At 73.2% G+C, this 21221-nt stretch carries 14 protein-coding genes and 1 tRNA gene; 4 read left to right on the top strand and 11 right to left on the bottom strand.

Annotated features, from left to right (window positions below):
- Positions 1–103 precede the first annotated feature (103 nt).
- Both FEF34_RS25235 and FEF34_RS25230 read right to left on the bottom strand, forming a co-directional pair.
- Positions 104–2098, bottom strand: a complete 1995-nt coding sequence (locus FEF34_RS25235; protein WP_138055188.1) for a YfjP family GTPase — start codon at positions 2096–2098, stop codon at positions 104–106.
- Positions 2095–3714, bottom strand: a complete 1620-nt coding sequence (locus FEF34_RS25230) for a dynamin family protein (RefSeq protein WP_138057711.1) — start codon at positions 3712–3714, stop codon at positions 2095–2097. Before FEF34_RS25230 ends, FEF34_RS25235 begins: the two co-directional genes overlap by 4 nt.
- A gap of 314 nt (positions 3715–4028) precedes the next feature.
- On the opposite strand from FEF34_RS25230, the gene FEF34_RS25225 reads away from it, so the two are divergent.
- Positions 4029–4101, top strand: a tRNA-Arg gene (locus tag FEF34_RS25225).
- A gap of 186 nt (positions 4102–4287) precedes the next feature.
- Here the strand turns inward: FEF34_RS25225 and FEF34_RS25220 are convergent.
- The 3 genes from FEF34_RS25220 to FEF34_RS25210 form a co-directional block, all read right to left on the bottom strand.
- Positions 4288–4839, bottom strand: coding sequence for a flavoprotein (locus FEF34_RS25220; RefSeq protein ID WP_138057710.1), 552 nt, complete (start codon positions 4837–4839; stop codon positions 4288–4290).
- A 263-nt stretch (positions 4840–5102) separates the two neighbouring features.
- Positions 5103–6410, bottom strand: a complete 1308-nt coding sequence (locus tag FEF34_RS25215; RefSeq protein ID WP_138055187.1) for an MFS transporter — start codon at positions 6408–6410, stop codon at positions 5103–5105.
- Positions 6411–6413: 3 nt separating this feature from the next.
- Entirely contained in the window at positions 6414–7325 is a 912-nt protein-coding gene (locus FEF34_RS25210) for an alpha/beta hydrolase (RefSeq protein ID WP_138055186.1), read from the bottom strand.
- 397 nt (positions 7326–7722) lie between these two features.
- Between FEF34_RS25210 and FEF34_RS25205 the strand changes: the two genes are divergently transcribed.
- The gene (locus FEF34_RS25205) at positions 7723–8211 is read left to right on the top strand and encodes a hypothetical protein (RefSeq protein ID WP_138055185.1); all 489 of its coding nucleotides are present in this window, start codon (positions 7723–7725) and stop codon (positions 8209–8211) included.
- Between the two features lie 55 nt (positions 8212–8266).
- On the opposite strand, the gene FEF34_RS25200 is transcribed toward FEF34_RS25205, so the two are convergent.
- The 4 genes from FEF34_RS25200 to FEF34_RS25185 form a co-directional block, all read right to left on the bottom strand.
- Positions 8267–8728, bottom strand: coding sequence for an anthrone oxygenase family protein (locus FEF34_RS25200; protein ID WP_138055184.1), 462 nt, complete (start codon positions 8726–8728; stop codon positions 8267–8269).
- A gap of 128 nt (positions 8729–8856) precedes the next feature.
- A complete protein-coding gene (locus tag FEF34_RS25195) occupies positions 8857–10452 on the bottom strand; it encodes a vWA domain-containing protein (RefSeq protein ID WP_138055183.1) in 1596 nt (531 codons plus the stop codon).
- 189 nt (positions 10453–10641) lie between these two features.
- A complete protein-coding gene (locus tag FEF34_RS25190) occupies positions 10642–11535 on the bottom strand; it encodes an ABC transporter permease (RefSeq protein ID WP_138055182.1) in 894 nt (297 codons plus the stop codon).
- Positions 11532–14363, bottom strand: a complete 2832-nt coding sequence (locus tag FEF34_RS25185; protein ID WP_138055181.1) for an alpha/beta fold hydrolase — start codon at positions 14361–14363, stop codon at positions 11532–11534. Before FEF34_RS25185 ends, FEF34_RS25190 begins: the two co-directional genes overlap by 4 nt.
- Before the next feature lie 507 nt (positions 14364–14870).
- Here FEF34_RS25185 and FEF34_RS25180 point away from each other — a divergent pair.
- Positions 14871–16073 carry a S8 family peptidase gene (locus FEF34_RS25180; protein WP_407698305.1) on the top strand — a complete coding sequence of 401 codons (1203 nt, stop codon included), beginning with the start codon at positions 14871–14873 and terminating at the stop codon, positions 16071–16073.
- Positions 16074–16664: 591 nt separating this feature from the next.
- Positions 16665–18107 carry an MFS transporter gene (locus FEF34_RS25175; RefSeq protein WP_138055180.1) on the top strand — a complete coding sequence of 481 codons (1443 nt, stop codon included), beginning with the start codon at positions 16665–16667 and terminating at the stop codon, positions 18105–18107.
- Between the two features lie 154 nt (positions 18108–18261).
- On the opposite strand, the gene FEF34_RS25170 is transcribed toward FEF34_RS25175, so the two are convergent.
- Both FEF34_RS25170 and FEF34_RS25165 read right to left on the bottom strand, forming a co-directional pair.
- On the bottom strand, positions 18262–19125 hold the full coding sequence (locus FEF34_RS25170) for an alpha/beta fold hydrolase (protein ID WP_171053078.1): 864 nt from the start codon (positions 19123–19125) through the stop codon (positions 18262–18264).
- 581 nt (positions 19126–19706) lie between these two features.
- Positions 19707–21209, bottom strand: coding sequence for a CoA-acylating methylmalonate-semialdehyde dehydrogenase (locus FEF34_RS25165; protein WP_138055178.1), 1503 nt, complete (start codon positions 21207–21209; stop codon positions 19707–19709).
- Positions 21210–21221: the final 12 nt, after the last annotated feature.

The following is a 21221-nucleotide window of genomic DNA, read 5'->3' as shown; positions in this document are numbered from 1 at the left end:
CTTGCGCCGGCCCACGCGCGGACTGCCACCGGTACGCCGCCCCGTCTCGGGAAGCGGCGTCCGCCGCCGCGCGGCACGCCGCACACGACGGCCCAGGCCCCGCTCAGCGTCTGAACGACACCGCCCCGTACTGCTCCCGCACCTCCCGGTAGCGGAGCAGTTCCGCGGCGATCGGATCCAGCACCTTCGCCCTGCCGCACGCCGCCGCCGCTTCCCGCATGCGCCGTTCCGCGTCCTGTCCGTACCGTCGCGCGGGCCCCTTCGCTGCCGCCGCACACGCCCACTCCACGAGGGGCCCGCCGATGATCCCGGCGAGCATCACCAGCACCGGAGGGAGCAGCCCCGGCTCCAGCACCCCGATGATCTGTCCCACCAGCCACAGCCCGCCGAAGACCTGCAGCAGCGTCATGCACACCTGAACGAACACCGCCGCAGGCCACCACGCCGGACGCGGCAGACGGCCGCTGGGCGTGCCCAGTTCGGCGGCCAGGTCGTCGAGCTCCTCCGGAAGTCCCTCCGCACCGCGCACCGCCGCCTCGCGCACCGCCTGCGCCCACGGGGCCGGCAGTCCGTGAGCAGCGTCGTCGGCCACCGTCCGTACCGCCTGCTCGACGCGCTGACGGGCCGTGAGCTCCTCCTCCGCCGGCTGCTTGGGCTCGGGCAGCCCCCCACCGGGCATGCGCACGCGTTCGTACCAGCGCCACAGCCGCAGCCACGGCGTCCCGCAGGCCCTCCCGGCGTTCCTGCGCCACCGGCGTTCGGCCTCCTCGCCGACGGCGGTGGCGCCGACCGCGTTCGCCAGCCGGGCCGTGAAGTCGTCCCGGGCTCGCTCGCTGAGACCCGGCCGCCCGTCGGCGACGTACATGGACCGCAGCCGGCCGGCCGCCGCGTCGATGTCGGCGGAGACGCGGCGGGCCGCGGCGGACTTCTCCTGGACGAGTCGGCCGAGCAGTTCCCGCAGCTCGCCGACGCCCTCACCGGTGAGAGCCGAGAGCGCGAGGACGGTGGCGCCCGGCTCGCCGTGCTCACCGACCGCCATCCCGTCCTCGTCGAGCAGCCTGCGCAGGTCGTCCAGCACCTGGTCGGCGGCATCGCCCGGCAGCCGGTCGATCTGGTTAAGGACGACGAAGGTGATCTCGGCGTGCCCCGCGAGCGGCCGCAGATAGCGCTCGTGGAGTGCTGCGTCCGCGTACTTCTCCGGGTCGACGACCCAGATGACCGCGTCGACGAGCTTGAGGACCCGGTCCACCTGCTCCCGGTGCACCGTCATCGCCGAGTCGTGGTCGGGAAGATCCACCAGGACGAGGCCCTGCAGCCCCTCGTCGCCGCTGCCGCCCGCGAGCGGCCTGCGACGCAGCCGGGGCGGGATGGCGAGCCGGTCGAGAAGCCCGGCGGCCCCTTCGGACCAGCTGAGCGAGATCGGTGCGGACGTCGTCGGCCGGCGCAGCCCGGTCTCCGAAATCGGCACCCCGGCCAGGGCGTTGAAGAGGGTCGACTTCCCGCTGCCGGTAGAGCCCGCGATGGCGACGACGGTGTGCCGTGCCGACAACTGCTGCCGCGCCGCCGCCTCGTCGAGCACGCGGCCCGCCTCTGCCAGGGCCTTGTCGTCCAGGCGGGTGCGGGAGAGGCCGACGAGTTCACGGAGCGCGTCCAGCCTGCCGCGCAGCGGGGCTGCGTACGGGCCGCCGATGGGGACGTGGCCTTCGCCGCCGACCAGCGAGCCGCCCGCGAGATCGGACGGGCCGACGGCCCGGCGGGCGATCAGACCGTCGTCCCACCGGTCGCCGTCGCCGTCCTCGGGAGCGCCGGCCTCCCGGCCGTCCTCTTGCCTCCCCTCGGTGTGCGACGCGGGGTCCGTGGAGCGCTCGGCCCCGTCGTCCTGCACCCGCTCGCCGCCCCCGGAGGACGCGTGCTCGTCCTCGGGACGGGCTTCCTCGCCGAGGCGGCCGCGACGCCCCGGGGCCGCGCTCCCGGCCGCGGCATCATCGCCGGCCCCTGGCTCGTTCTGCGCCCCGGACGCATTCCCGGATCCGCTCCCGGATCCGCCCGCCGAGCGGCGGTCCTCGGTCTCGCCAGTGACTGCCGTCACCGCGGTCACCTCTCCTTCTGCAGTACGGACAGCGCGGCGATCAGCTCGGCCTGCGGCTCCGGGCACAGTTCGAGGGAGTCGAGCGGCGCGAGGCGCCGGTCGCGCTCCTCGTTCATGACGCGTTCGATGTACGTGGTCACCAGCTCCCCGCCCCTGTCGCGCAGCCTGAGCGCGCCCTGGGCGCCCATCCGCTCCGCCAGCAGTTCCCCGGCGGCCCTGGCCCGCCGGCCGCCGAGCAGCGCGGCGGCGAGCAGCGCGGCGACCGTCTCGGAGTCGGGCGCGGCGGAGCGTTCCATCGCGCGGACCTCCTCCTCGGCGAGCTCCTCGACGACGCGCCGCCAGCGCCGTACGGCCATGCCGACGCGCTCGGACGTCTCCCCGTCGGCCCGGGAGTGCCGGGCGAGCGCGGGCCCGGCCGGTTCGCGCCTCCATGCCTCCTGGAGCCGCTCGTCGGCGGCGGCGACCGCGCACTGCAGCAGGGCGGTCAGGCTCTCCGCCAGCGCGTCGAGGAGCTCGCCGGCCGAACTGTCGCGCGGCCAGCCCCGCCATCGGGTGCGCGCGTCACCCGCGAGGACGGATCCGCGCTGAACCTGCTTGCGCACCCGCTCGGTCTCCACGCCGTACGCCTCCTCGACCGCGGCGGAGAGGCGCACTGCGGCCGCGTACTGGGCGGCCACGGCCCCCGCGAGTGCCGGCATCCTGGCGTTCAGCGAGTCGATGACCCCGGCGGCGGTACGGACGACCGTCTGCTGGCGCGCGGCGGGATCCAGGGCCCGGTGCGCCAGCCAGTCGCGGAGCGCGGCGACGGCGGTGTCCGGGAGCAGCCCCCGGCCGCCGCCCGCGGACTCGGGCAGCTCCGGGATCGTGAAGCGCGGTACGTGCCCGAGCCCGGCCTTGGTGAGCAGGGCCGCGTACTGCCGGGACACCTCGTTGATCACCTGGTGCGGCACCCGGTCGAGCACCGTCACGAGCATGGCGTCGTACTCCTTGGCCGTGCGGAGCAGATGCCAGGGGACCGCGTCCGCGTACCGGGAGGCCGTGGTGACCATGACCCATACGTCCGCGGCGCAGATCAGCTCGGAGGCCATGATCCGGTTCTCGACGACGAGGGAGTCGATGTCGGGCGCGTCGAGCAGGGCCAGCCCGGGGGGCAGCGACGCCGCGGTCTCGATCCGAAGCGCCCTCTCCTCGGGCTTGGCCTTGCTCTTCGTCCTGCCGCGCACGGGTCCGGCCGACTGCTCCGTCTCGTCCTGCTGCGGCAGCCATACACGGGTGAAGTTCGGCAGTACGCGCATGTCGGCGAACCAGTGGCGATCGTCCGGGTGGCAGACGAGCACGGGCGTGCGCGTCGTCGGCCGCAGCACCCCCGCCTCTGTCACCCGCCGCCCGACAAGGGAGTTGACCAGGGTGGACTTGCCGGCTCCCGTCGAACCGCCGACGACCGCGAGCAGCGGCGCGTCGGGGTCCTTCAGCCGGGGCACCAGATAGTCGTCGAGCTGCGCGAGCAGCTCGGCTCTCGTCTGCCGCGCCCGCGGAGCACCTGGAATGGGGAGTGGAAGACGCACGGCTGCGACTCGGTCGCGCAGGGCGGAGAGTGCGTCGATGAGCTGAGGCCGTACTTCCATGGTCACCACATGCGAAGAATGCCCAATTTTGGAGGTTTTTTGAAGCGTATGAGCCCCCCTGCGCGCCGATCAGATCGACGGGACAGACGGGACGAGTGGGGCGCAGGCATAACGAGTGCACAACACCCGAGGTGTGACGTGAAAAAAGCGCTGCGAGAATCGCATCTGCCTGCGATTATCGGTTCGCTTCACCGAACCTCCACATCGTGCCACGCAGGTGAAGCATCCGGGGCAGGGCGATCGGAGCCCTATCCTTGTCCCGGCAAGGTCACGGCCGACCCACCAGGGGCTCCAGGCCACCGAGGCCACACCGGGCCCCCGTAGCTCAGTGGATAGAGCAGGCGCCTTCTAAGCGCTTGGCCGCAGGTTCGAGTCCTGCCGGGGGCGCACAGCGCGTACGGCCCGCAGGCCCTCCCATCGGGAGGGCCTTCTTGCTGGTCAGAGCGAACCTAGCGGGCGGGCGGTAGTGGACGCGTAAGCGCCGGAGCACCGGGCGCGGCCACCCCGGGGTGGCTACCGGGGGCGTTGTCGTTCCGGTGCGGCCACCTCGCGGCCCGAGCGCACGATCCGCGTTCAGGAAACGGGCTTCGGCGTGAGCAGTTCGAGCGCCTCCTCCCAGCGGAACACGTCGGCACCGCCGGTCCCCGGCTGCACGGACGGTTCGTGGGAACCGATCAGCACGCCCATCCCCCGCAGCCGCTCCAGGCTCTCCCGGTAGGCGGGATGGGCCGCCTGGGCCGCGTTCAGGCACGGCAGCACGGCGATCGGGACACCCGAGCCGTACGCCTCGCACAGGACGCCCAGTGCCAGGGTGTCGGAGATCCCGGCCGCCCACTTGTTGATGGTGTTGAAGGTGGCCGGGGCCACCGCTATCGCGTCCGGGGGAGGCAGCGGGCGGGGGTCGCCGGGCCGCCGCCAGGCAGAGCGGATCGGATGGCCGGTCTGGGTCTCGACGGCGCTCCGGTCGATGAAGTCCAGGCTCTGGGGAGTGGCGACGACCCCGACGTCCCAGTTCCGCTGCTGCGCCGCCGTGACGAGCCTGCCGACGCCTCCCGCGACTCCCGCAGCGCAGACGACGACGTACAGGAACGGCCTTCCGCCCGAGCCGGGATGCCCGAGGTCCACGGGTGGCCGGGGCCGGCCGGCGGAGGTGGACGGCACGGGTTCGCTGGGCTGGTTCGGCTGGTCGCTCACGTGGGTCCCCGGTCGGCGGCTGAGGCGGTGCGCTTCAGGCAGCGTAAGCGTACGGGCGGGCGCCGCACGCCTCTCCCGTACGGAGCCGGGACGCGGATCCGTCCGCCCGGGACGGATGGCCCGGGCGGGACCCCGCCGCCGCGCTCGGCAGATGGTGCCCGGCGGGCCGGGCACCCGCTCCGCCCGGCGGAGGGTCAGAGCGTCCTGTCCCGCTCCCTCGGACCTGGCGACTCGGCTTCCTCCGGTGATTCCGGCGGCGGAGGTGCCGCACCCGCCGCTCCGGTTCGGCCCGCCTCCGCCCCTGCCTCCCGCGCCGTCGCACGCTCCACCAGCAGTGCCGCGATCGCGGCAGCCAGGGACACAAGGCCGCCCACGACCAGCCCCGAGCGCGCGCCGAAGCGCTCGGCGAGCCAGCCGGTACCCAGTGCGCCCAGCGGGGTGGACCCCTGGAGGATCAGGGCGTAGAGCGCCATGACCCGGCCGCGGTAGCGCGGATCGCTGCCCAGCTGGATGCGGTGGTTCGCCGCCTGCACGAAGTAGATCGAGGCGAAACCGGTGAGCGCGAGCAGCACCATGGCGGCCACGAAGCCGGGCGACCATCCGGCCACCGTCTCCAGCGCCCCGAAGAGGAGCGCCGACACGACCACCGTCCGGCCCGACGGACGGGCTCGGCGCGCGGTGGTGGCGAGCGCCGCCGCGAGCGAACCGGCAGCGAACGCCGTGGTCAGCAGCCCGAAGGCATCCGCGTCCGCGCCGAAGACGGTCTTCGCCAGCAGCGGGAGGGTCAACTGGAAGTTCAGCCCGCACAGTCCGACGACCGCGAGCAGCGCCAGCGGCAGCACCAGGTCCGGCCGGGCCAGCACATGACGCAGCCCGTCGACGATCCTCGCCCGCGTCTCCGGGGCACGGCGGTGCAGCTCCTGCGGGCGCATCATGCGCAGCGCCACCACCGTCGCCAGGTAGCTCGCCGCGTTGAGCAGCATCACCCAGCCCGAGCCCAGGGCGGCGATCATCACCCCGGCCAGGGCCGGCCCGACGACACGGGCGGTGCTGAAGTAGGCGGCGCTCAGAGCGGAGGCGTTCGGAAGCAGTTCCGCGCCGACCATCTCGCTGACGAACGACACCCGGGCGGGCACCTCGACCGCGTTGACGACGCCGAGCGCCAGCGCGAACAGGCCGATGTGCCACAGGCGCACCTCTCCGCCCAGCACGAGCGCGGCGAGCAGCAGGGCGAGGACCGCCGAGAGCGCGTTGGCCACCGTCAGCAGCATCCGCTTGTCGTGGCGGTCCGCCAGACGACCGCCGAAGAGGGTGAGGAGGAGCAGCGGGGTGAACTGCAGGGCCGTCACCACCCCGAGCGCGCCGGCGGAGTCGTCCGTCAGGGCGAGAACCAGCCAGTCCTGGGCGACGATCATCATCCAGGTGCCGGCCACGGACACGACCTGGCCGGCGGTGAAGAGCCGGAAGTTGCGTACCGCCAGCGACCGGAACGGGCCCGTCACCGTTCAGACCGCCGCCGCGTGCGGCTCGGGTGGCGTGCCGGACTCGTCCCGGCCGCCGTCTGCGGACTGCAGGCACTCCTCCAGGAAGCCCAGAGCCCGCAGATGGTAGGCGCGCGCCGCCCATCCGAGGCTGATGTTGTGCCCCGCGCGCGGCAGCCGGTCCACCACGATCCGCGGCGCGGCGAGCTGCGCGGTCAGCTCGGACACCGCCTCTTCGTCATGGCGCCACCAGGCCTCGTACTCGGCGAACGTCAACCGGACGGGTACGCGTACGCCGGCGGCGACGGTGGGGAACTCCTCGGGCCAGCGCGCCGCCTCCGTGCGCTCCCGGACCGGCATCCCTGCCACGACCGAGGCCGCGGTGGTGAAGGTCTCCGGCGGGTACAGGCCGAGCGGCCCCCAGTTGAGCCTGCGGCTTCCGTGAGCCCCCTCGTCGGGCAGTTCCTCCGGGGCGACGTCGTAGCGGTGACCGCAGCCGGAGATGTCCAGGCCGAGCAGCCGGTCGTGAACGGCCCGCGCGGCCGCCGTCAGCGCGAGCTTGCCGCCGTAGGAGTGCGCGAGCAGGAACAGGCCCGCGCCGTGCGGGTGGACGGAGGTGAAGCCGCCCAGGGCGGCGCTCAGCGTCGCGGCCTGCTCGGCGAGGGTCTGGCCCTCGGGCAGCCGTTCGGCGGAGGCTCCGTAGCCGGGGCGGTCCAGCGCGAGGACGGTGTAGCCGAGGCGGGCTCCGAGGGTGAGCAGGGACAGGTCCGGGGTCGCCTGGCCGTCGAAGTAGCCGGCGTTCATGCCCCCGCCGTGCAGGGCGACGACCGTGGCACGCGGTGTGCCCGCGGGGACTGCCAGCAGGGCGGAGAGCGGCAGGCCGTCGGCGTCCAGGGTGATGCGCCGGACTCCTCGGGAGTGGAGGGGACGGGACATGACTTCCTCCGTAAGTTGTTGGGTGGCCCGGGAGGGCCGGGGAGTCGGGGTGCCCGGAGCCTCACGGGCCGGTGCACGGCGGAGCCCGTCCGTCGCGGCGGGTGGGCTCCGCCGTGGGGCGCCGGCCCGGGTCCCCGGTGTCGAATGCGGACGGTAGGGAACACGGGACGACCGTATGCGCATCCCGGTTCGCGGCGGCGTCACCACGGCACGGCCACGGCGGGGCGGCTCACCCGCTCGGCGCAGCGAGGACCGGCAGGACACCCTCCCGCCGGGCCCTCGGGCGGTCGGCACACGTGGCTTGTCCGGCTCGGGCGGGCGCGCAACACGGGGTACCATGCGGGCCTTTGGGGTTCGGAAGGATCCGATGGGGACACGAGCGCAGGAGGAACGACACATGGCGCCCACTCCCCGGCCAGGCGTGCTCGCACTGCTGACGGAGCTGACCGGCGATCTGCCACCGGACCGGGCCGGCGCGTTATGGCGTCTGGCGGAGGAGTCACGGCAGCTCGACGCGAACCTGGTGCGGCTGCCCGCCGGTGGCCGGATCGCCGGGCATGTGGAACCCGACCTGGATGTGCTGCTGTTCGTGGCCGCCGGTGACGGAGTGCTCGAACTGGAAGGCAGGCCGCAGGACGTGGTCGCGGGCGCGGTGGTCTGGCTGCCGCGCGGCAGCCGGCGGGCGCTCCGCGCGGGGCCCGGCGGCCTGGTGCAGCTGAGCGTTCACCGCAGGCGCCCCGGACTCGCCATCAGGACGGCGGCGCCGTCCGAGGGCGGCGAGGCCGCCTGTCTGCTGGAGCGGGTCTGCCCGGAGTGCGGACGCCTGGCGGCGGAGTCCGGCGCTCGGTACTGCAGCCGGTGCGGGGAGGAACTGCCCGGCCGCTGAGCGGCCGGGCTGTGGGCACAGCGGTCCCGGTCCGGGTGCCGCCGTCGGTTTCGCGTCAGTTCAGCGCCGCGCCGACGAGGAGGACGAACGCGCCGAGGATCAGGACGGTACGGATCCTGTGATAGCGGTTCCACCTGGTCTCGAAGGCGGCGCGGACCTCGGGGTCCGGCGACGATTCCGAGGAGGCCAGGGCGTTGTTCAGCGGGATGTTCCCGGCGATGGTCACCAGGTGGTTCAGCGCGGCGCACACGAGCGCCGTCAGCACCAGCCACATCCGGGTGGCCGAGCCGTCCTCGCCCGGCACGGCGAGGGCGGCGGCCGGAAACACGACGACGGCCAGGAAGACCGCCAGGAACACCGGCCGCGGCACCTCTTCGTTGATGCGCCGCATCGCGGGCACGAAGCGGTCGTCGGAGAGCCTGGCGAGCGCGGGCATGACGCCCGTCTGGAAGATCAGCATGAAGCCCGCGTACAGACCGGTCGCGATGACGGCCAGGGCGAGCAGCAGGTCGGCCATGGTGCTCATCATGGCCCGAACGGCGCAGTGCCGCAGCCCACTTGCCGGGGCGGGGCACTCGCGCGGCGACGGCCGGCGGGCCGGGGGTGACGACGGTCATGGCGCCCCGGCCACGCCCCGGCCGGTCCTCAGCCGAGCAGCTCGTCCGCGCTGCGGATCGACTCGGCCAGCTGGCGCACGGAGGCGTCCTCCGTACGGCGCGCCAGTCCGGCCGCGCGCTCCGCAAGGACCCCCAGCCGGGGCGCGCCGGGGGTCTCCGCACCCCGCAGCCGCTGGGCGAAGTACGCGGCCGCGGCGCTGACCTGGAGGCGCGCCGGGGTTCCACGCGACCACAGGTCGCCGGCGAGGCCGGCCGCCTCGACGGTGCCCGTCGCCTCGTGCGGCGTCCGGGTGCGCGGGTCGAGCCAGCGCACGGTCGCCGTGGCCACGCGGCCGGAGGCGCCGTCCTTCAGCCGCACCGCGTACAGCGCCGTGACCGCGTGCCCGGGACCGACCTCGCCGCCGTCCACCCGGTCGTCGCGGAAGTCCTCGTTCTCGACGTGCCGGTTCTCGTATCCGACGAGGCGGAACTCCCGGACCGCCGCCGGGTCGAAGGCGACCTGCGCCTTGGCGTCACGGGCGCGCAGTTCCAGGTGGGCGGGAAGCTGGTCGACGAAGACCTTCCGGGCCTGGGCGGGTGTGGAGACGTACGTGGTGTGTCCGTCACCGCGGTTCGTGAGCCGTTCCATGAGCTGGTCGCCGTACTCGCTGCCGACCCCGACGCCGAAGAGGGTGATGCCGAACTCCTTCCGAGCGCTCCCGATCCGCTCCAGGATGGCGTCCGCCTCGGTCTCGCCGGTGTTGGCGAGAGCGTCGGAGAGGAGCACGACGCGGTTGTTGGCGCCGCGCCTGCGGCCCTCGACGGCGACGTCGTAACCGGTGCCGACGCCCGCCTCCACATTGGTGGAGTCGGTCGGCTCCAGGGAGGCGACGACCTCGTGGACCCGGTCGCGGTTGCCGTCGAGGCGGGTCATCGGAAGCCGGGTCTCCGCCTCGTCGCTGAAGGTCACCAGGGCGATGGAGTCGTCGTCGCGGAGCTGGTCGGTGAGGATGCCGAGGGATTCCTTGACCAGGTCGAGCCGGCCCGGCTCGGCCATCGACCCGGAGATGTCGACGACGAACGTCAGCGCGGCCGGGGGCCGCTCGGCGGTCCTGCTCGACGGGCGCGTGGCCAGTCCGACCCGCATCAGCGACCAGTCCCCGCCGTCCCCGCTCTCCACCCGCGCGCCGTCCACTGTCACCGAGAAGCCGTTGCCCTCGGGCCGTGGATAGTCCTGGCGGAAGCTGTTGACGAACTCCTCGGGCCGCACCGAGCCGGGTTCCGGCAGCCGGCCGCCGGCAAGGGCGCGGCGGGCGTAGCCGTAGGAGGCCGTGTCCACGTCCAGGGCGAAGGTGGACACGAGGTCCGGCGCGGGGACGGCGTCGCGCTTCTCCTCGCCCTGCGCTCCGTCGTCCCGGTCCCCCTCGGCACGACCGCCGCCGTCGGGGGCCATCGGCGCCGGAGCGCCGTCCGCGCGGCGCTGGCCGCCGTCCGCCGAGGAGCGGTCGGCCTGCGCCCCCGCACCGCATCCGGTCAGCAGCACGGCCCCGCAGAGCAGCGCCGCCAGCGCCGCCCTCGTGGTACGGGCAGGCGCCCCTGACCACGTCGGAGATTCCGTCGGTCGCGTCCTCGTCCAGGCCGTCATGCTCCGCCCCCTGAAATCGTCGGCACTTGTGAATGTGACGTCCGGGGCGGCCCGGCGGATCGGACGAACGCGTTGCGGATGGGTCACGATGCGGCAACGGCCGCCCGTGGCGGGACGGTTGCGGGAGCGCATACGGGGCGGGCCACCGGGGCGCGTCCGGCACCGCACGGAACGGGGCCTCCGGGCCGCTCAGGACACGATGTCCTTGCGGGCGAACCCGCGGAAGGCCAGGGCGATCAGCACCACGGCGAAGGTCACGGACACCGCCGTGCCCTTCAGCATCCCGCCCCATTCGAGCTGGGGCTGGAGGGCGTCCGCCCAGGCGAACTGCCAGTGCGCCGGAAGGAAGTCGCGCCACGAACCGAGCGCCGTCACGGCGTCCAGGACGTTCCCGATGATCGTCAGCCCGACCGCGCCGCCGACCGCTCCCAGCGGTGCGTCGGTCTTGGTGGAGAGCCAGAACGCGAGTCCGGCGGTGACCAGTTGGGAGACGAAGATGTACGCCACGACCAGCGCGAGCCTGGGCAGCGTGTCGGCCGTCGCCAGCGAGCCGCCGGTCGGCAGCCGCAAGGGCCCCCAGCCGTACGCCACGGTCCCCACCGCCAGACCGACCAGCGGCAGCAGGAGCATCGCCGCCGCACTGAAGCCCAGCGCGACCGCCAGTTTCGACCACAGCAGCCGGGACCGGGGGACGGGCGCCGCCAGCAGATACCGCAGGGACGACCAGCTCGCCTCGGACGCCACGGTGTCGCCGCAGAACAGTGCGACCGGCACCACCAGCAGGAACCCTGCCGACACGAACAGGCAGGTGGCGGCGAAGTTGGCACCCGAAGCGGTCGCCGTGTCCATCAGGTTGATCCGGCCGCCGCCGCCGTCGCGCTCGTCGGGTGAGCCGCCGATCGCGAAGGCCGCGATCAGCACGAACGGCAGCGCCGTCAGGATCGCGCCCATCACGAGCGTCCGCCGCCGCTTCAGCTGGCGCACCGCCTCGACGCGCAGCGGCAGGGTGCGCCGCGCCCGGTAACCGGGCGCGGTCGGCACGCCGGCCGCGCGGGTGCCGGGGCGCACGGGAGTGGTGCTCATGCGGATGCTCCTCCGATCAGGGTGAGGAACGCGTCCTCCAGTCGCCGGTGCGGTCCGACTCCGGTCACCGGCACGTCGAGCCGGACGAGTTCGGCGACCAGGGTGGCGGCACTCGCACCGTCGAGGCGGACCAGCACGCCCCCGCCTCCGTCGGCGCGGACGGCGGATCCGACCCCGGGCAGTGCGGCGATCTTCTCCACGAGCGGTGCCGAGGGTTCCTCGGCCGTCGTCACCAGCAGGGTGTCGCCCGCGCCGGTGATGTCGGCGACGGGGCCCGCCTGCACCAGACGGCCGCGGTCCATGACGACGAGATGCGTGCAGGACTGCTCGACCTCCGAGAGGAGGTGGCTGGAGACGATGACGGTCCGGCCTCCGGCCGCATACCGGATCATCACGTCCCGCATCTCGCGGATCTGCGGCGGGTCCAGTCCGTTGGTGGGTTCGTCCAGGATGAGGAGATCCGGCAGTCCGAGCATGGCCTGCGCGATGGCGAGGCGCTGCCGCATGCCCTGCGAGTAGGTGCGGACCGCGCGGGCGAGCGCGTCGCCGAGGCCCGCGATCTCCAGGGCCTCCTCGACGTGGGAGTCCTCGGCGGGTCGGCCGGTGGCCCGCCAGTACAGCTCCAGGTTCTCCCGGCCGGACAGATGCGGCAGGAAGCCCGCGCCCTCGACGAAGGCGCCGACCCGGGAGAGCACGGGCGCTCCGGGCCTGACGGCGTGTCCGAAGACCCTGATCTCGCCGTCGTCGGGGGTGATGAGTCCCATCAGCATGCGGAGCGTGGTGGTCTTGCCGGCGCCGTTGGGGCCGAGGAGCCCGAGCACCTGGCCCTTCTCGACACGGAAGGAGAGGTCCCGCACCGCGTACCGGTCCGACGACCCGGCGTACCGCTTGGCGAGTCCGGTGATCCGCAGCGGTACGCCGGCGAGTCCGGGGTCCGGGGCGGGCGCCGCGGTCCGGCGGTGCGCGGTGAGCAGCAGAACGGCCGCGATCGACGCGCCCGCCGCTGGGAGGCCCCACACCCACCAGGGCGTACCGGCCGCCTGGGTGGTGACTCCGGGTGCGGTGGGCACGCTCAGGGGTCCGGCGGGGGTGACGGCGTAGACCGCCGGGGCGGCGGGTGAGGCGTGGGCGAGGTCGGTGGCCGCGAGCACGAGCCGGAGGCGGTGGCCCGCCTCCACCTCGTGGTCCACTGCGGGCAGCGTCAGTTCGACGGTCCGGCCGGCCTTGGCGTCCTCGATCCGGACCGGGGCGACGAGCTGAGCGGGGAGCACCTGCTGTCGGCCGTCCGGGCCGACGTCGTAGACCTTGCCGAAGAGGACCGCTTCCCCGCTGTCCGAAGCGACCTGCACCCGGACGGTGGGCGAGCCGGTGACCCGGGTGCGGCGGTCGAGCGGCGCCGAGTCGAAGCGGGCGTGCTGCCCGGGGAAGTCGAGCGAGAGCCCGACGCCGAGCGAGGAGAACCGCGAGAGCCCGCCGCCCAGTCCGGGCACGGTGGAGATCCCCGGCGGGTTGGCCCCGGCGGGGTTCCGGAAGGCCTGCGTCCCACCGGCCAGTACGAACTCGCGGCGTCCCGCTCCGAGGCCGGGGTACGCATCGGCCGTGGCTCCGCGCAGGGTCGCCTGCCCATCGGTGGAGTCGACGCCGCCGGTCCGGCTGACGCGGAAGGCGGGGCCGGGGTCGGCGCCCTTGTCTCCGTTCAGGTACCGGTCGAACCAGGCGGAGATCCGTCCCTGCACCCGTGCCGTCTCCAGATCGCCGCCGTCGTGTCCGCCGGCGATCCAGTCGACGGCGACGGGCGCGCCGTTGCCGGCGATCGCCTCGGCCATGGCGTCGGCGTGGGAGAGCGGGAAGAGCGAGTCGGACTGTCCCTGGACGATGAGCGCGGGAACCTTGATCCGGTCGGCCACCGCGGACGGGCTGCGGGCCTGCAACAGAGCCCGGGCCTCGGCGTCGGGCCTCCCGCTGGTCGCGACGCGCTCGTACATGGCGCACAGGGCGGGCTCGAAGCGTCCGCAGGGCGCCGCGGGCCGCCCGGCGGGGGCGCGGTCGTCGTCGCGGCCCGTGGCGCCGGGCCGCGTCGGGGCTCCGGTGCCCGCGCCCGTGCCGGCTTCGCCGTCCTGGGCCCTGCCGTTGCCCGCTCCGGCCCCGGCGGGAGCGTCCGCGGGCTCTTCGCCGGCGTCGGGAACGAGCCCCGACCCGCCGGCCGAACCGGCTGTGAAGAACATGCCCGCCCAGAGCTTCTTGAAGACGCCGTCCGGGAAGAGCGCGTCGGCGAGGTTCCAGTACGTGATCTGCGGAGCGATGGCATCGACCCTGCGGTCATGGCCCGCCGCGAGCAGGGCGACGGCGCCTCCGTAGGACGCCCCGGTGACCCCGACGCGGGGGTCGCCCTCGGCGTCCAGCTCCACCTCCGGTCGCCCGGCGAGCCAGTCGATCAGTCGTGAGACGTCCTTGACCTCGTGCTCGGGGTCGTTCAGCCCGATGGTGCCGGTGGACCTGCCGAAGCCGCGCGCGGACCAGGTCATGACGGCGTAGCCGTCCCTCGCCAGCGCCTCCGCCTGCTGCCGTACGGAGTCCTTGCTGCTGCCGAAGCCGTGCCCGATCAGCACCGCGGGCCTGCGGCCGTCCCCGGACGTGAAGTACGAGGCGTCGATCCTCGCGCCCGGCACGGTCAGCACCCGGTCCTCGCGGTGTACGGCGGGCTCGTCGTCCGAGGCCGCGGCGGTCCAGGTGCCCGCGCCCGCGAGCACGGCGAAGGCGGCGACGGCCGCGAGCCACCGGCTTCGGCGCCGGGGCAGCACGGCTCGTCCGGGGAGTCGGATCCTCATGCCCGAAACCATAAGCGGACGGCCGGCCCGGTTTCCGCTGCCGCCGGTCGGAACTCCATGACCTCCCCGGGTAGTACCGGACGCCCTCGCCGTACACCAGCCGCGGTACACGGAATCAGGGACTCCGGGTGAGCGGGACGGGCCGGGCGCGCGTACGACCGGGGCACTCGACGGGACACGCCAGTGGGCGCAACCAGCCGTGCGGGCGTCCGGCCGGGTGCCCGGGACGCCCCGAGCGGAGTGGATTCACGGTCCCCGTCCAGCGCTTCACCGCATGCCGGTCATGGCTGGTTCATCCCGATGCGTGACGGGGTCGCACATGCCTGTGCGCACCGTGAAGATGTCGCCGATGTCCGCCAAATTGCCCATGCCACCAGGGCTTTTGCTCCAACCCATCGGTAACAACCCCTTGTGTGCCGCACCACCTCACGAGACGCTGTGCCGGCATCCGCACCGCCGCCGCGGATGCTTGTCATGTTCCGATCAAAGAGGAGTCAGGTGCACGAGATGAGATTCACTGCCCGCCGCTCCATACGTATGGGCGCGCCGCTCTCCGCCGCCGTCGTCGTCGCGGCCGGTCTCCAGTTCGCCGTCACCCCCACAGCGCACAGTGCGCCGCTCGGCGATCTCCGTCTCGCCCCCACTGCAACCGCCGTACAGAACAGCTGGATCGTCGTCCTGAAGGACGACGGCACCCGTGTCTCCGAACTCGCCGCAGCCGAGGACGTGACCCCCAAGCACGTCTTCCGGTCGGTGCTGAACGGCTTCTCCGCCTCCATGTCCAAGGCCAAGGCCGAACGGCTCGCCGCCGACCCGCGGGTGGCCTACGTGGAGCAGAACAGCGTCATCCGCCTCAACGAGACCCAGACGAACGCGACCTGGGGTCTGGACCGTGTGGACCAGCGCAGTCTGCCGCTGTCGACGACGTACACGTACAACGCGACGGCGTCGAACGTGAACGCGTACATCATCGACACCGGCATCCGCACCTCGCACGCCGAGTTCGGCGGCCGGGCGGGCGTCGGCACGGACACCGTCGGCGACGGCCGGAACGGCCAGGACTGCCAGGGCCACGGCACGCATGTCGCCGGCACCGTGGGCGGCAGGACGTACGGGGTCGCCAAGGACGTCAACCTGATCGCGGTGCGCGTCCTGGGCTGCGACGGCTCCGGTACGACCGAGGGCGTCATCGCGGGCGTCGACTGGGTGACGGCGAACGCGTCCAAGCCGGCCGTGGCCAACATGAGCCTGGGTGGCAGCGCCAGCGCCGCCCTGGACGACGCGGTGAAGCGGTCCATCGCCTCGGGTGTCAGCTACTCGATCGCGGCGGGCAACGGCATCCTGATCGGCATCCCCGTGAACGCGTGCAACTACTCGCCCGCCCGCGTCCCCGAGGCCATCACGGTCGGCGCCACGGACAGGACGGACCGGCGGGCGTCGTTCTCCAACTACGGTTCGTGCCTCGACCTGTTCGCCCCCGGCGTGGACATCACCTCCGCGTGGAAGGACAGCGACAGCGCCACGAACACCATCTCCGGTACGTCGATGGCCACCCCGCACACCGCGGGTGCCGCCGCGCTCTACCTGGCGAACAACCCCACGGCCTCCCCGGCACAGGTCCGCGACGCCCTCGTGAACAACGCAACCAGCGGCAAGGTCACGAACCCGCGCGCGGGATCCCCGAACAAGCTGCTGCACTCGCTGTTCTGATCCCGGCGGCCCGGCCGGGACGAACGGCCCGGTCCGGCGTCCCGGCCAGGGCGCCCGCCGCTGCGGCGACGGCTCCGGAGCAGCGGCCGTGAGATGCCCGAGGAGCTCCTCCCCTGCGGGGCAGGACGGCTCCTCGGGCATCAGCCGTCGTGCGGCTGCGCACACCGGCGTACCCGGTCGTGTCTCCCGTGCGCGGGCGGGGTCATGCCGTCGATGTGCACCGTCCGCCGGTCCGCGAACCGGGCCGACGCCTCCCAGGCGCGTCCCGGCGCGGCGAGCGACGCGGCAGGGCCACCGGCCACATCGGCACGTCGCCCGGAGGCACGACGGTGCGATCCGCGGCGAGCGGCGCTCACGGCCACCCCGGCCGGGACCTTCCCGCCGCTGCTCGGCTTCCGGTCCGCACCCGGACGCCCGGAGCGGCACACCAGCACATGCACGACGGGCGCGACATTCGTCGCAATGCCGAGCAAATGCACTCGAACAACAGCCGTGTCCTGCATAGTGAACACTCCACGACACGGGTCATCGGATCAGCCGTCTTCGCCCGTACCCGGCCGGCCCGTGTACACAGCCGCACGGGAGAGCGCCATGGACTCCGATCAGCCGCACGGGAAGCGCCGTACCGGCGAAAACGCCCCGCACACACACGAAGCCGGCTCCCGGCCGTCGCGTCCCGTGCTGACGCTGATCGCCTCCTCGCTGTGCATCTTCGTCGTGCAGCTCGACTTCCTGGCGCTGAACCTGGCCCTGCCCCAGATGGCATCGGACCTGGGCACGACCACCACCGACCTCCAGTGGGTGATCAGCGGCTACATGCTGGCGCTCGCGGCCGCCCTGATCCCGGGCGGCAGACTCGGGGACATCCTCGGCCGCAAGCGGATCCTGATCGTCGGCCTCGTCGTCTTCTCCCTGTGCTCACTCGGCGCCGGTCTCGCCTCCACCCCCGAAGCCGTGATCGTGATGCGGATCGCCCAGGGCGCCGGAGCGGGCGTGCTGTTCCCGCTCGCCATCGCCGTGATCACCGACGCCTATCCTCCCGACCGGACGATGCGGGCCATCGGGAACGCCTACGGGGTGGGGGCCCTGGCTCTGGCCCTCGGTCCCGTGTTCGGCGGCGGGGTGACGGAGCTGCTGAGCTGGCGGGTGGTGTTCTTCGTCAACGTCCCCGTGGGTGCGGCGGCCATCGCCATGGTCGCCGCCGGGGTACGCGAGTCGCGTGACACCACGGTGCCCCGCTCCATCGACCTGCCGGGCCTGGCCATGGTGACCTTCGGCATCGCTCTCGTGACGCTCACGGTGGACCGTCTGCGCGCCTGGCCCGCCGGAGTCACCGTGGGTGTCGCCGCCGCCGGGGTGCTGCTCCTGGCCGGGTTCGTGCTGCGGGAGCGGGTGGCGCGCTGGCCGCTGGTCGCGCTCGATCTCTTCCACAACAAGCCCTTCGTGGTCATCACGCTGATGGCGACCGTCGCGAACACCTCCTTCGTCCTGGCCATGTACGGCGTCACGATCTACCTGCAGCAGGCCGCCGGGCACACGCCGCTCGCGGCCGGAACGATCTTTCTGGCCGCGTCCGTCGCCGCGGGCGTGGCGGCGCCGCTCTCCGGGAGGCTCGGCGAGCGCTTCGACGTACCGCGGACGATGGTCGTCATCACCCTCGTCGGCGCGGTCGGCCTCTTCCTCGTGTCGCTCGGCGGCGACTTCCGGTCCTACATTCCCGGTCTCGCCCTGACCGGATTCGGATACGGCATGGGGTGGGCGTTGGGCAGCAGCGGCACCCAGGCCGTCGTCCCCTCCGAGCGGGCCGGTCAGGCCTCCGGTGTGGAACTCGCCATCGTCGTCGGGGTCGCCGGCATGTGTGTGGCCGCCGGTGCGACCCTGATCGAAGTCCGCACCAGCAGTGTCGGGCTCGCCTCGGCGATCGACGGCGTACTCCGGTGGATCGCGATCGGCAGCGCCGTCGCCGCGACCGCCCTGGGCATCGGCGCCGCCCGTGCGACGCCGTCGGAGCACGGTCGCGGGTCCCGAGTGTGAAGCCGTGGCGAGTTGCCGCGAGGGTGCCCCGCACTTCGCCACCCGGCAGTGGCACCGGCGGCGATGACGCGCGGCACCACAGCCGGCCGGATGGCGCCGCCCGCGGTGCGGCCGACCCGCTGCGAGCGACCGGCACCCTGGCACGCCCTGCCGGTCAGAGCCCGGCGTCGACGGGTGTGTCGAGGAAGGAGCGGACCTCCCGGTTGAACGCGTCAGGGTTCTCCCAGAACGCGAAGTGGCTGCCGCGCTCGCCGAGAATCCGCAGGGCTGCGCCGGGAATGGCCGAGGCCACCGACCGCGCCGCTGTGGACGGGATCACACTGTCGTTCCCGCCGATGACCAGCGTCGGAACGGTGATCCTGGGCAGGACGTCGCGCCAGTCCTGCATGACGTTGTCCAGCAGCAGCCTGCCGGCGTACTCCCGCGGCAGCAGAAGGTTCTGGGCGAGGACCCACTGGCGGTCCGCCTCGGCGGCGGCCGGCGTCCACATGGCGTCGAGGAAGTCGGCACTGAGTGCCTCGGCGTCCGAGCGCGGGTCGCGGAGTCCCGCGACGACGTCCGAGATCTGCCCGAGGCCGTACAGCGCGCCCAGACGTTCCGCGAGGCCGTCCGGCCAGTACGGCTGACGGATCAGGACGGCGGGTTCGTCGAAGAGCACCAGGCGCGCCAGCCGGTCCCCGCCGAACAGGTCCCAGTAGGACCATGCCACCGCGCAGCCCATCGAATGGGCCACCCAGACGACCTCCGTGAGGTCCAGGAGCCCGACGAGCTCACGAATGTCGGTCGCCAGACGGGCGATCCGGTAGCCGTGGTCCGGCCGGTCGGAACCACCGTGACCACGATGGTCGACCGCGATGACGTGGTGTGTGCGGGCGAAGTCGGCGATCTGGTGCCGCCACTGGGCGGCGGTCTGCGACCAGCCGGGCACGAGCAGCATGTCCGGACCGCTGCCGGCCTCGAGATAGTGCAACCGCACTCCGTCGTTGGTCGTGGCGTGACCACTGCGAACGCCGGGCATTCCGTCCTCCTCAGCACAGCCGCCGCGCCCGGCGGGACCGCCCGCGCGAGAGGCGCGGCGAGGCTCCTCCGATTCCGCACTGCCGCAGACTCGGGAAGCGATCATGCCGGTGGGTGCCGTACCGATCAACCTCCCGCACCGGCCGCCCGGCCCGCAGACGGGTGTACACGCTCCCAGCCCTCGGACGGCCCACGCGCGAACGTCATGGGCGCACTCCTGCGAACGCGGCGTGACGACCGCCCGTCCTCGGGTCCCGTTTCCAGGCGGGTCCGGGAACCGGCCGTCCCCTGCGACGGGCATGCCGATCGCAGGGGACGTACGCCCGGTGGACGGTGATCGTGGTCTCGGCGTGAAGTGCCCGGGTCCGGCATCACGCGGGTGGCGTCATGGCGCTCAACGGTGCCTGCGAGGGCCGAGGCAACGCGCATGGTTCTCCCCGGGGCCCGCGGAACCCGGGCGCACGAAGTCCGGCCCCGCGAACGCGAACCCCGCGCCGGCCCGCCGAACGCGGACGGCCCGTGACGCCGCACGCGGCCCGTACGGGTGAGGGTTCCGTACGGGCCGGGTGGCGTCGCGGGCCGTCAGTGGTTGCGCGGGAAGCCGAGGTCGACGCCGCCGTGAGGCTCGGAGGGGTCCGGCCAGCGGGTCGTGACGACCTTGCCGCGGGTGTAGAACTGCACGCCGTCGTTGCCGTAGACGTGCAGGTCGCCGAAGAGCGAGTCCTTCCAGCCGCCGAAGGAGTGGTAGCCCACCGGGACCGGGATCGGCACGTTCACGCCGACCATGCCCGCCTGCACCTCCAGTTGGAAGCGCCGGGCGGCGCCGCCGTCGCGGGTGAAGATCGCCGTTCCGTTGCCGAACGGCGAGGCGTTGATGAGCGCGAGGCCCTCCTCGTAGGTGTCGGCGCGCAGCACGCAGAGGACGGGGCCGAAGATCTCGTCCCGGTACGCGTCGGAGTCGGTGGACACCTTGTCGAGGAGGGAGAGCCCGATCCAGTGGCCGTCCTCGTAGCCGTCGACGGTGTAGCCCGTGCCGTCGAGGACGACGTCGGCGCCCTGGCCCGCGGCGCCGTGGACGTACGAGGCGACCTTGTCGCGGTGCGCCTTGGTGATGAGCGGACCCATCTCCGACGTCGGGTCGTCGCCCGGGCCGATCTTGATCTTCTCGGCCCGCTCGCGGATCTTGTCGACGAGCTCGTCGCCGACGGCGCCGACGGCCACGACCGCGGAGATCGCCATGCAGCGCTCACCCGCGGAGCCGTACGCGGCGGAGACGGCGGCATCGGCGGCCGCGTCAAGGTCGGCGTCCGGCAGGACGAGCATGTGGTTCTTGGCACCGCCAAGCGCCTGGACGCGCTTGCCGTTCGCCGAGGCGGTGGTGTGGATGTGGCGGGCGATCGGCGTCGAGCCGACGAAGGAGATCGCCGAGACGTCCGGGTGCTCCAGGAGGCGGTCGACGGCGACCTTGTCACCCTGGAGGACGTTGAACACGCCCTCCGGCAGACCCGCCTCGGCGAGCAGTTGGGCGATCTTCAGCGACGGGGACGGGTCCTTCTCGCTCGGCTTGAGGACGAAGGTGTTGCCGCACGCGATGGCGAGCGGGAACATCCACATCGGCACCATCGCGGGGAAGTTGAACGGCGTGATGCCGGCCACGACCCCCACGGGCTGGCGGATCGCCGCCACGTCCACCCGGTTGGACACCTGGGTCGACAGCTCGCCCTTGAGCTGCGTGGTGATCCCGCAGGCCAGGTCCACGATCTCCATGCCGCGGGCCACCTCGCCGAGCGCGTCCGAGTGGACCTTGCCGTGCTCCGCGGTGATCAGCTCGGCGATCGCGTCGCGGTTGGCGTCGAGCAGCGCGCGGAAGCGGAAGAGGATCGACGTGCGCTGGGCGAGCGAGGAGGTGCCCCAGGTCTCGAAGGCGGCCTTCGCCGAGGCGACGGCGCTGTCGACCTCCTCGACCGACGCGAGAGCGACGCTCGTGGTCACGGCGCCGGTCGCCGGGTCGGTCACCGGTCCCCAGTTGCCGGACTCGCCCTCGACGATCTTGCCACCGATCCAGTGGTTGACGGTCTTCGTCATGACGGAAAGCTC

It is taken from the genome of Streptomyces marianii (genome assembly GCF_005795905.1).
Taxonomy (GTDB): domain Bacteria; phylum Actinomycetota; class Actinomycetes; order Streptomycetales; family Streptomycetaceae; genus Streptomyces; species Streptomyces marianii.
Note: the sequence above shows the minus strand (reverse complement) of the source record. Positions and strands in the feature narration are given on the sequence as shown.

Coding starts and splice junctions, on each gene's coding strand:
- FEF34_RS25230 (WP_138057711.1), bottom strand. CDS start 3,714: ATGGAAGTACGGCCTCAGCTCATCGACGCACTCTCCGCCCTGCGCGAC.
- FEF34_RS25210 (WP_138055186.1), bottom strand. CDS start 7,325: ATGTCCCGTCCCCTCCACTCCCGAGGAGTCCGGCGCATCACCCTGGAC.
- FEF34_RS25205 (WP_138055185.1), top strand. CDS start 7,723: ATGGCGCCCACTCCCCGGCCAGGCGTGCTCGCACTGCTGACGGAGCTG.
- FEF34_RS25200 (WP_138055184.1), bottom strand. CDS start 8,728: ATGGCCGACCTGCTGCTCGCCCTGGCCGTCATCGCGACCGGTCTGTAC.
- FEF34_RS25195 (WP_138055183.1), bottom strand. CDS start 10,452: ATGACGGCCTGGACGAGGACGCGACCGACGGAATCTCCGACGTGGTCA.
- FEF34_RS25190 (WP_138055182.1), bottom strand. CDS start 11,535: ATGAGCACCACTCCCGTGCGCCCCGGCACCCGCGCGGCCGGCGTGCCG.
- FEF34_RS25185 (WP_138055181.1), bottom strand. CDS start 14,363: ATGAGGATCCGACTCCCCGGACGAGCCGTGCTGCCCCGGCGCCGAAGC.
- FEF34_RS25180 (WP_407698305.1), top strand. CDS start 14,871: ATGAGATTCACTGCCCGCCGCTCCATACGTATGGGCGCGCCGCTCTCC.
- FEF34_RS25175 (WP_138055180.1), top strand. CDS start 16,665: ATGGACTCCGATCAGCCGCACGGGAAGCGCCGTACCGGCGAAAACGCC.
- FEF34_RS25170 (WP_171053078.1), bottom strand. CDS start 19,125: ATGCCCGGCGTTCGCAGTGGTCACGCCACGACCAACGACGGAGTGCGG.
- FEF34_RS25165 (WP_138055178.1), bottom strand. CDS start 21,209: ATGACGAAGACCGTCAACCACTGGATCGGTGGCAAGATCGTCGAGGGC.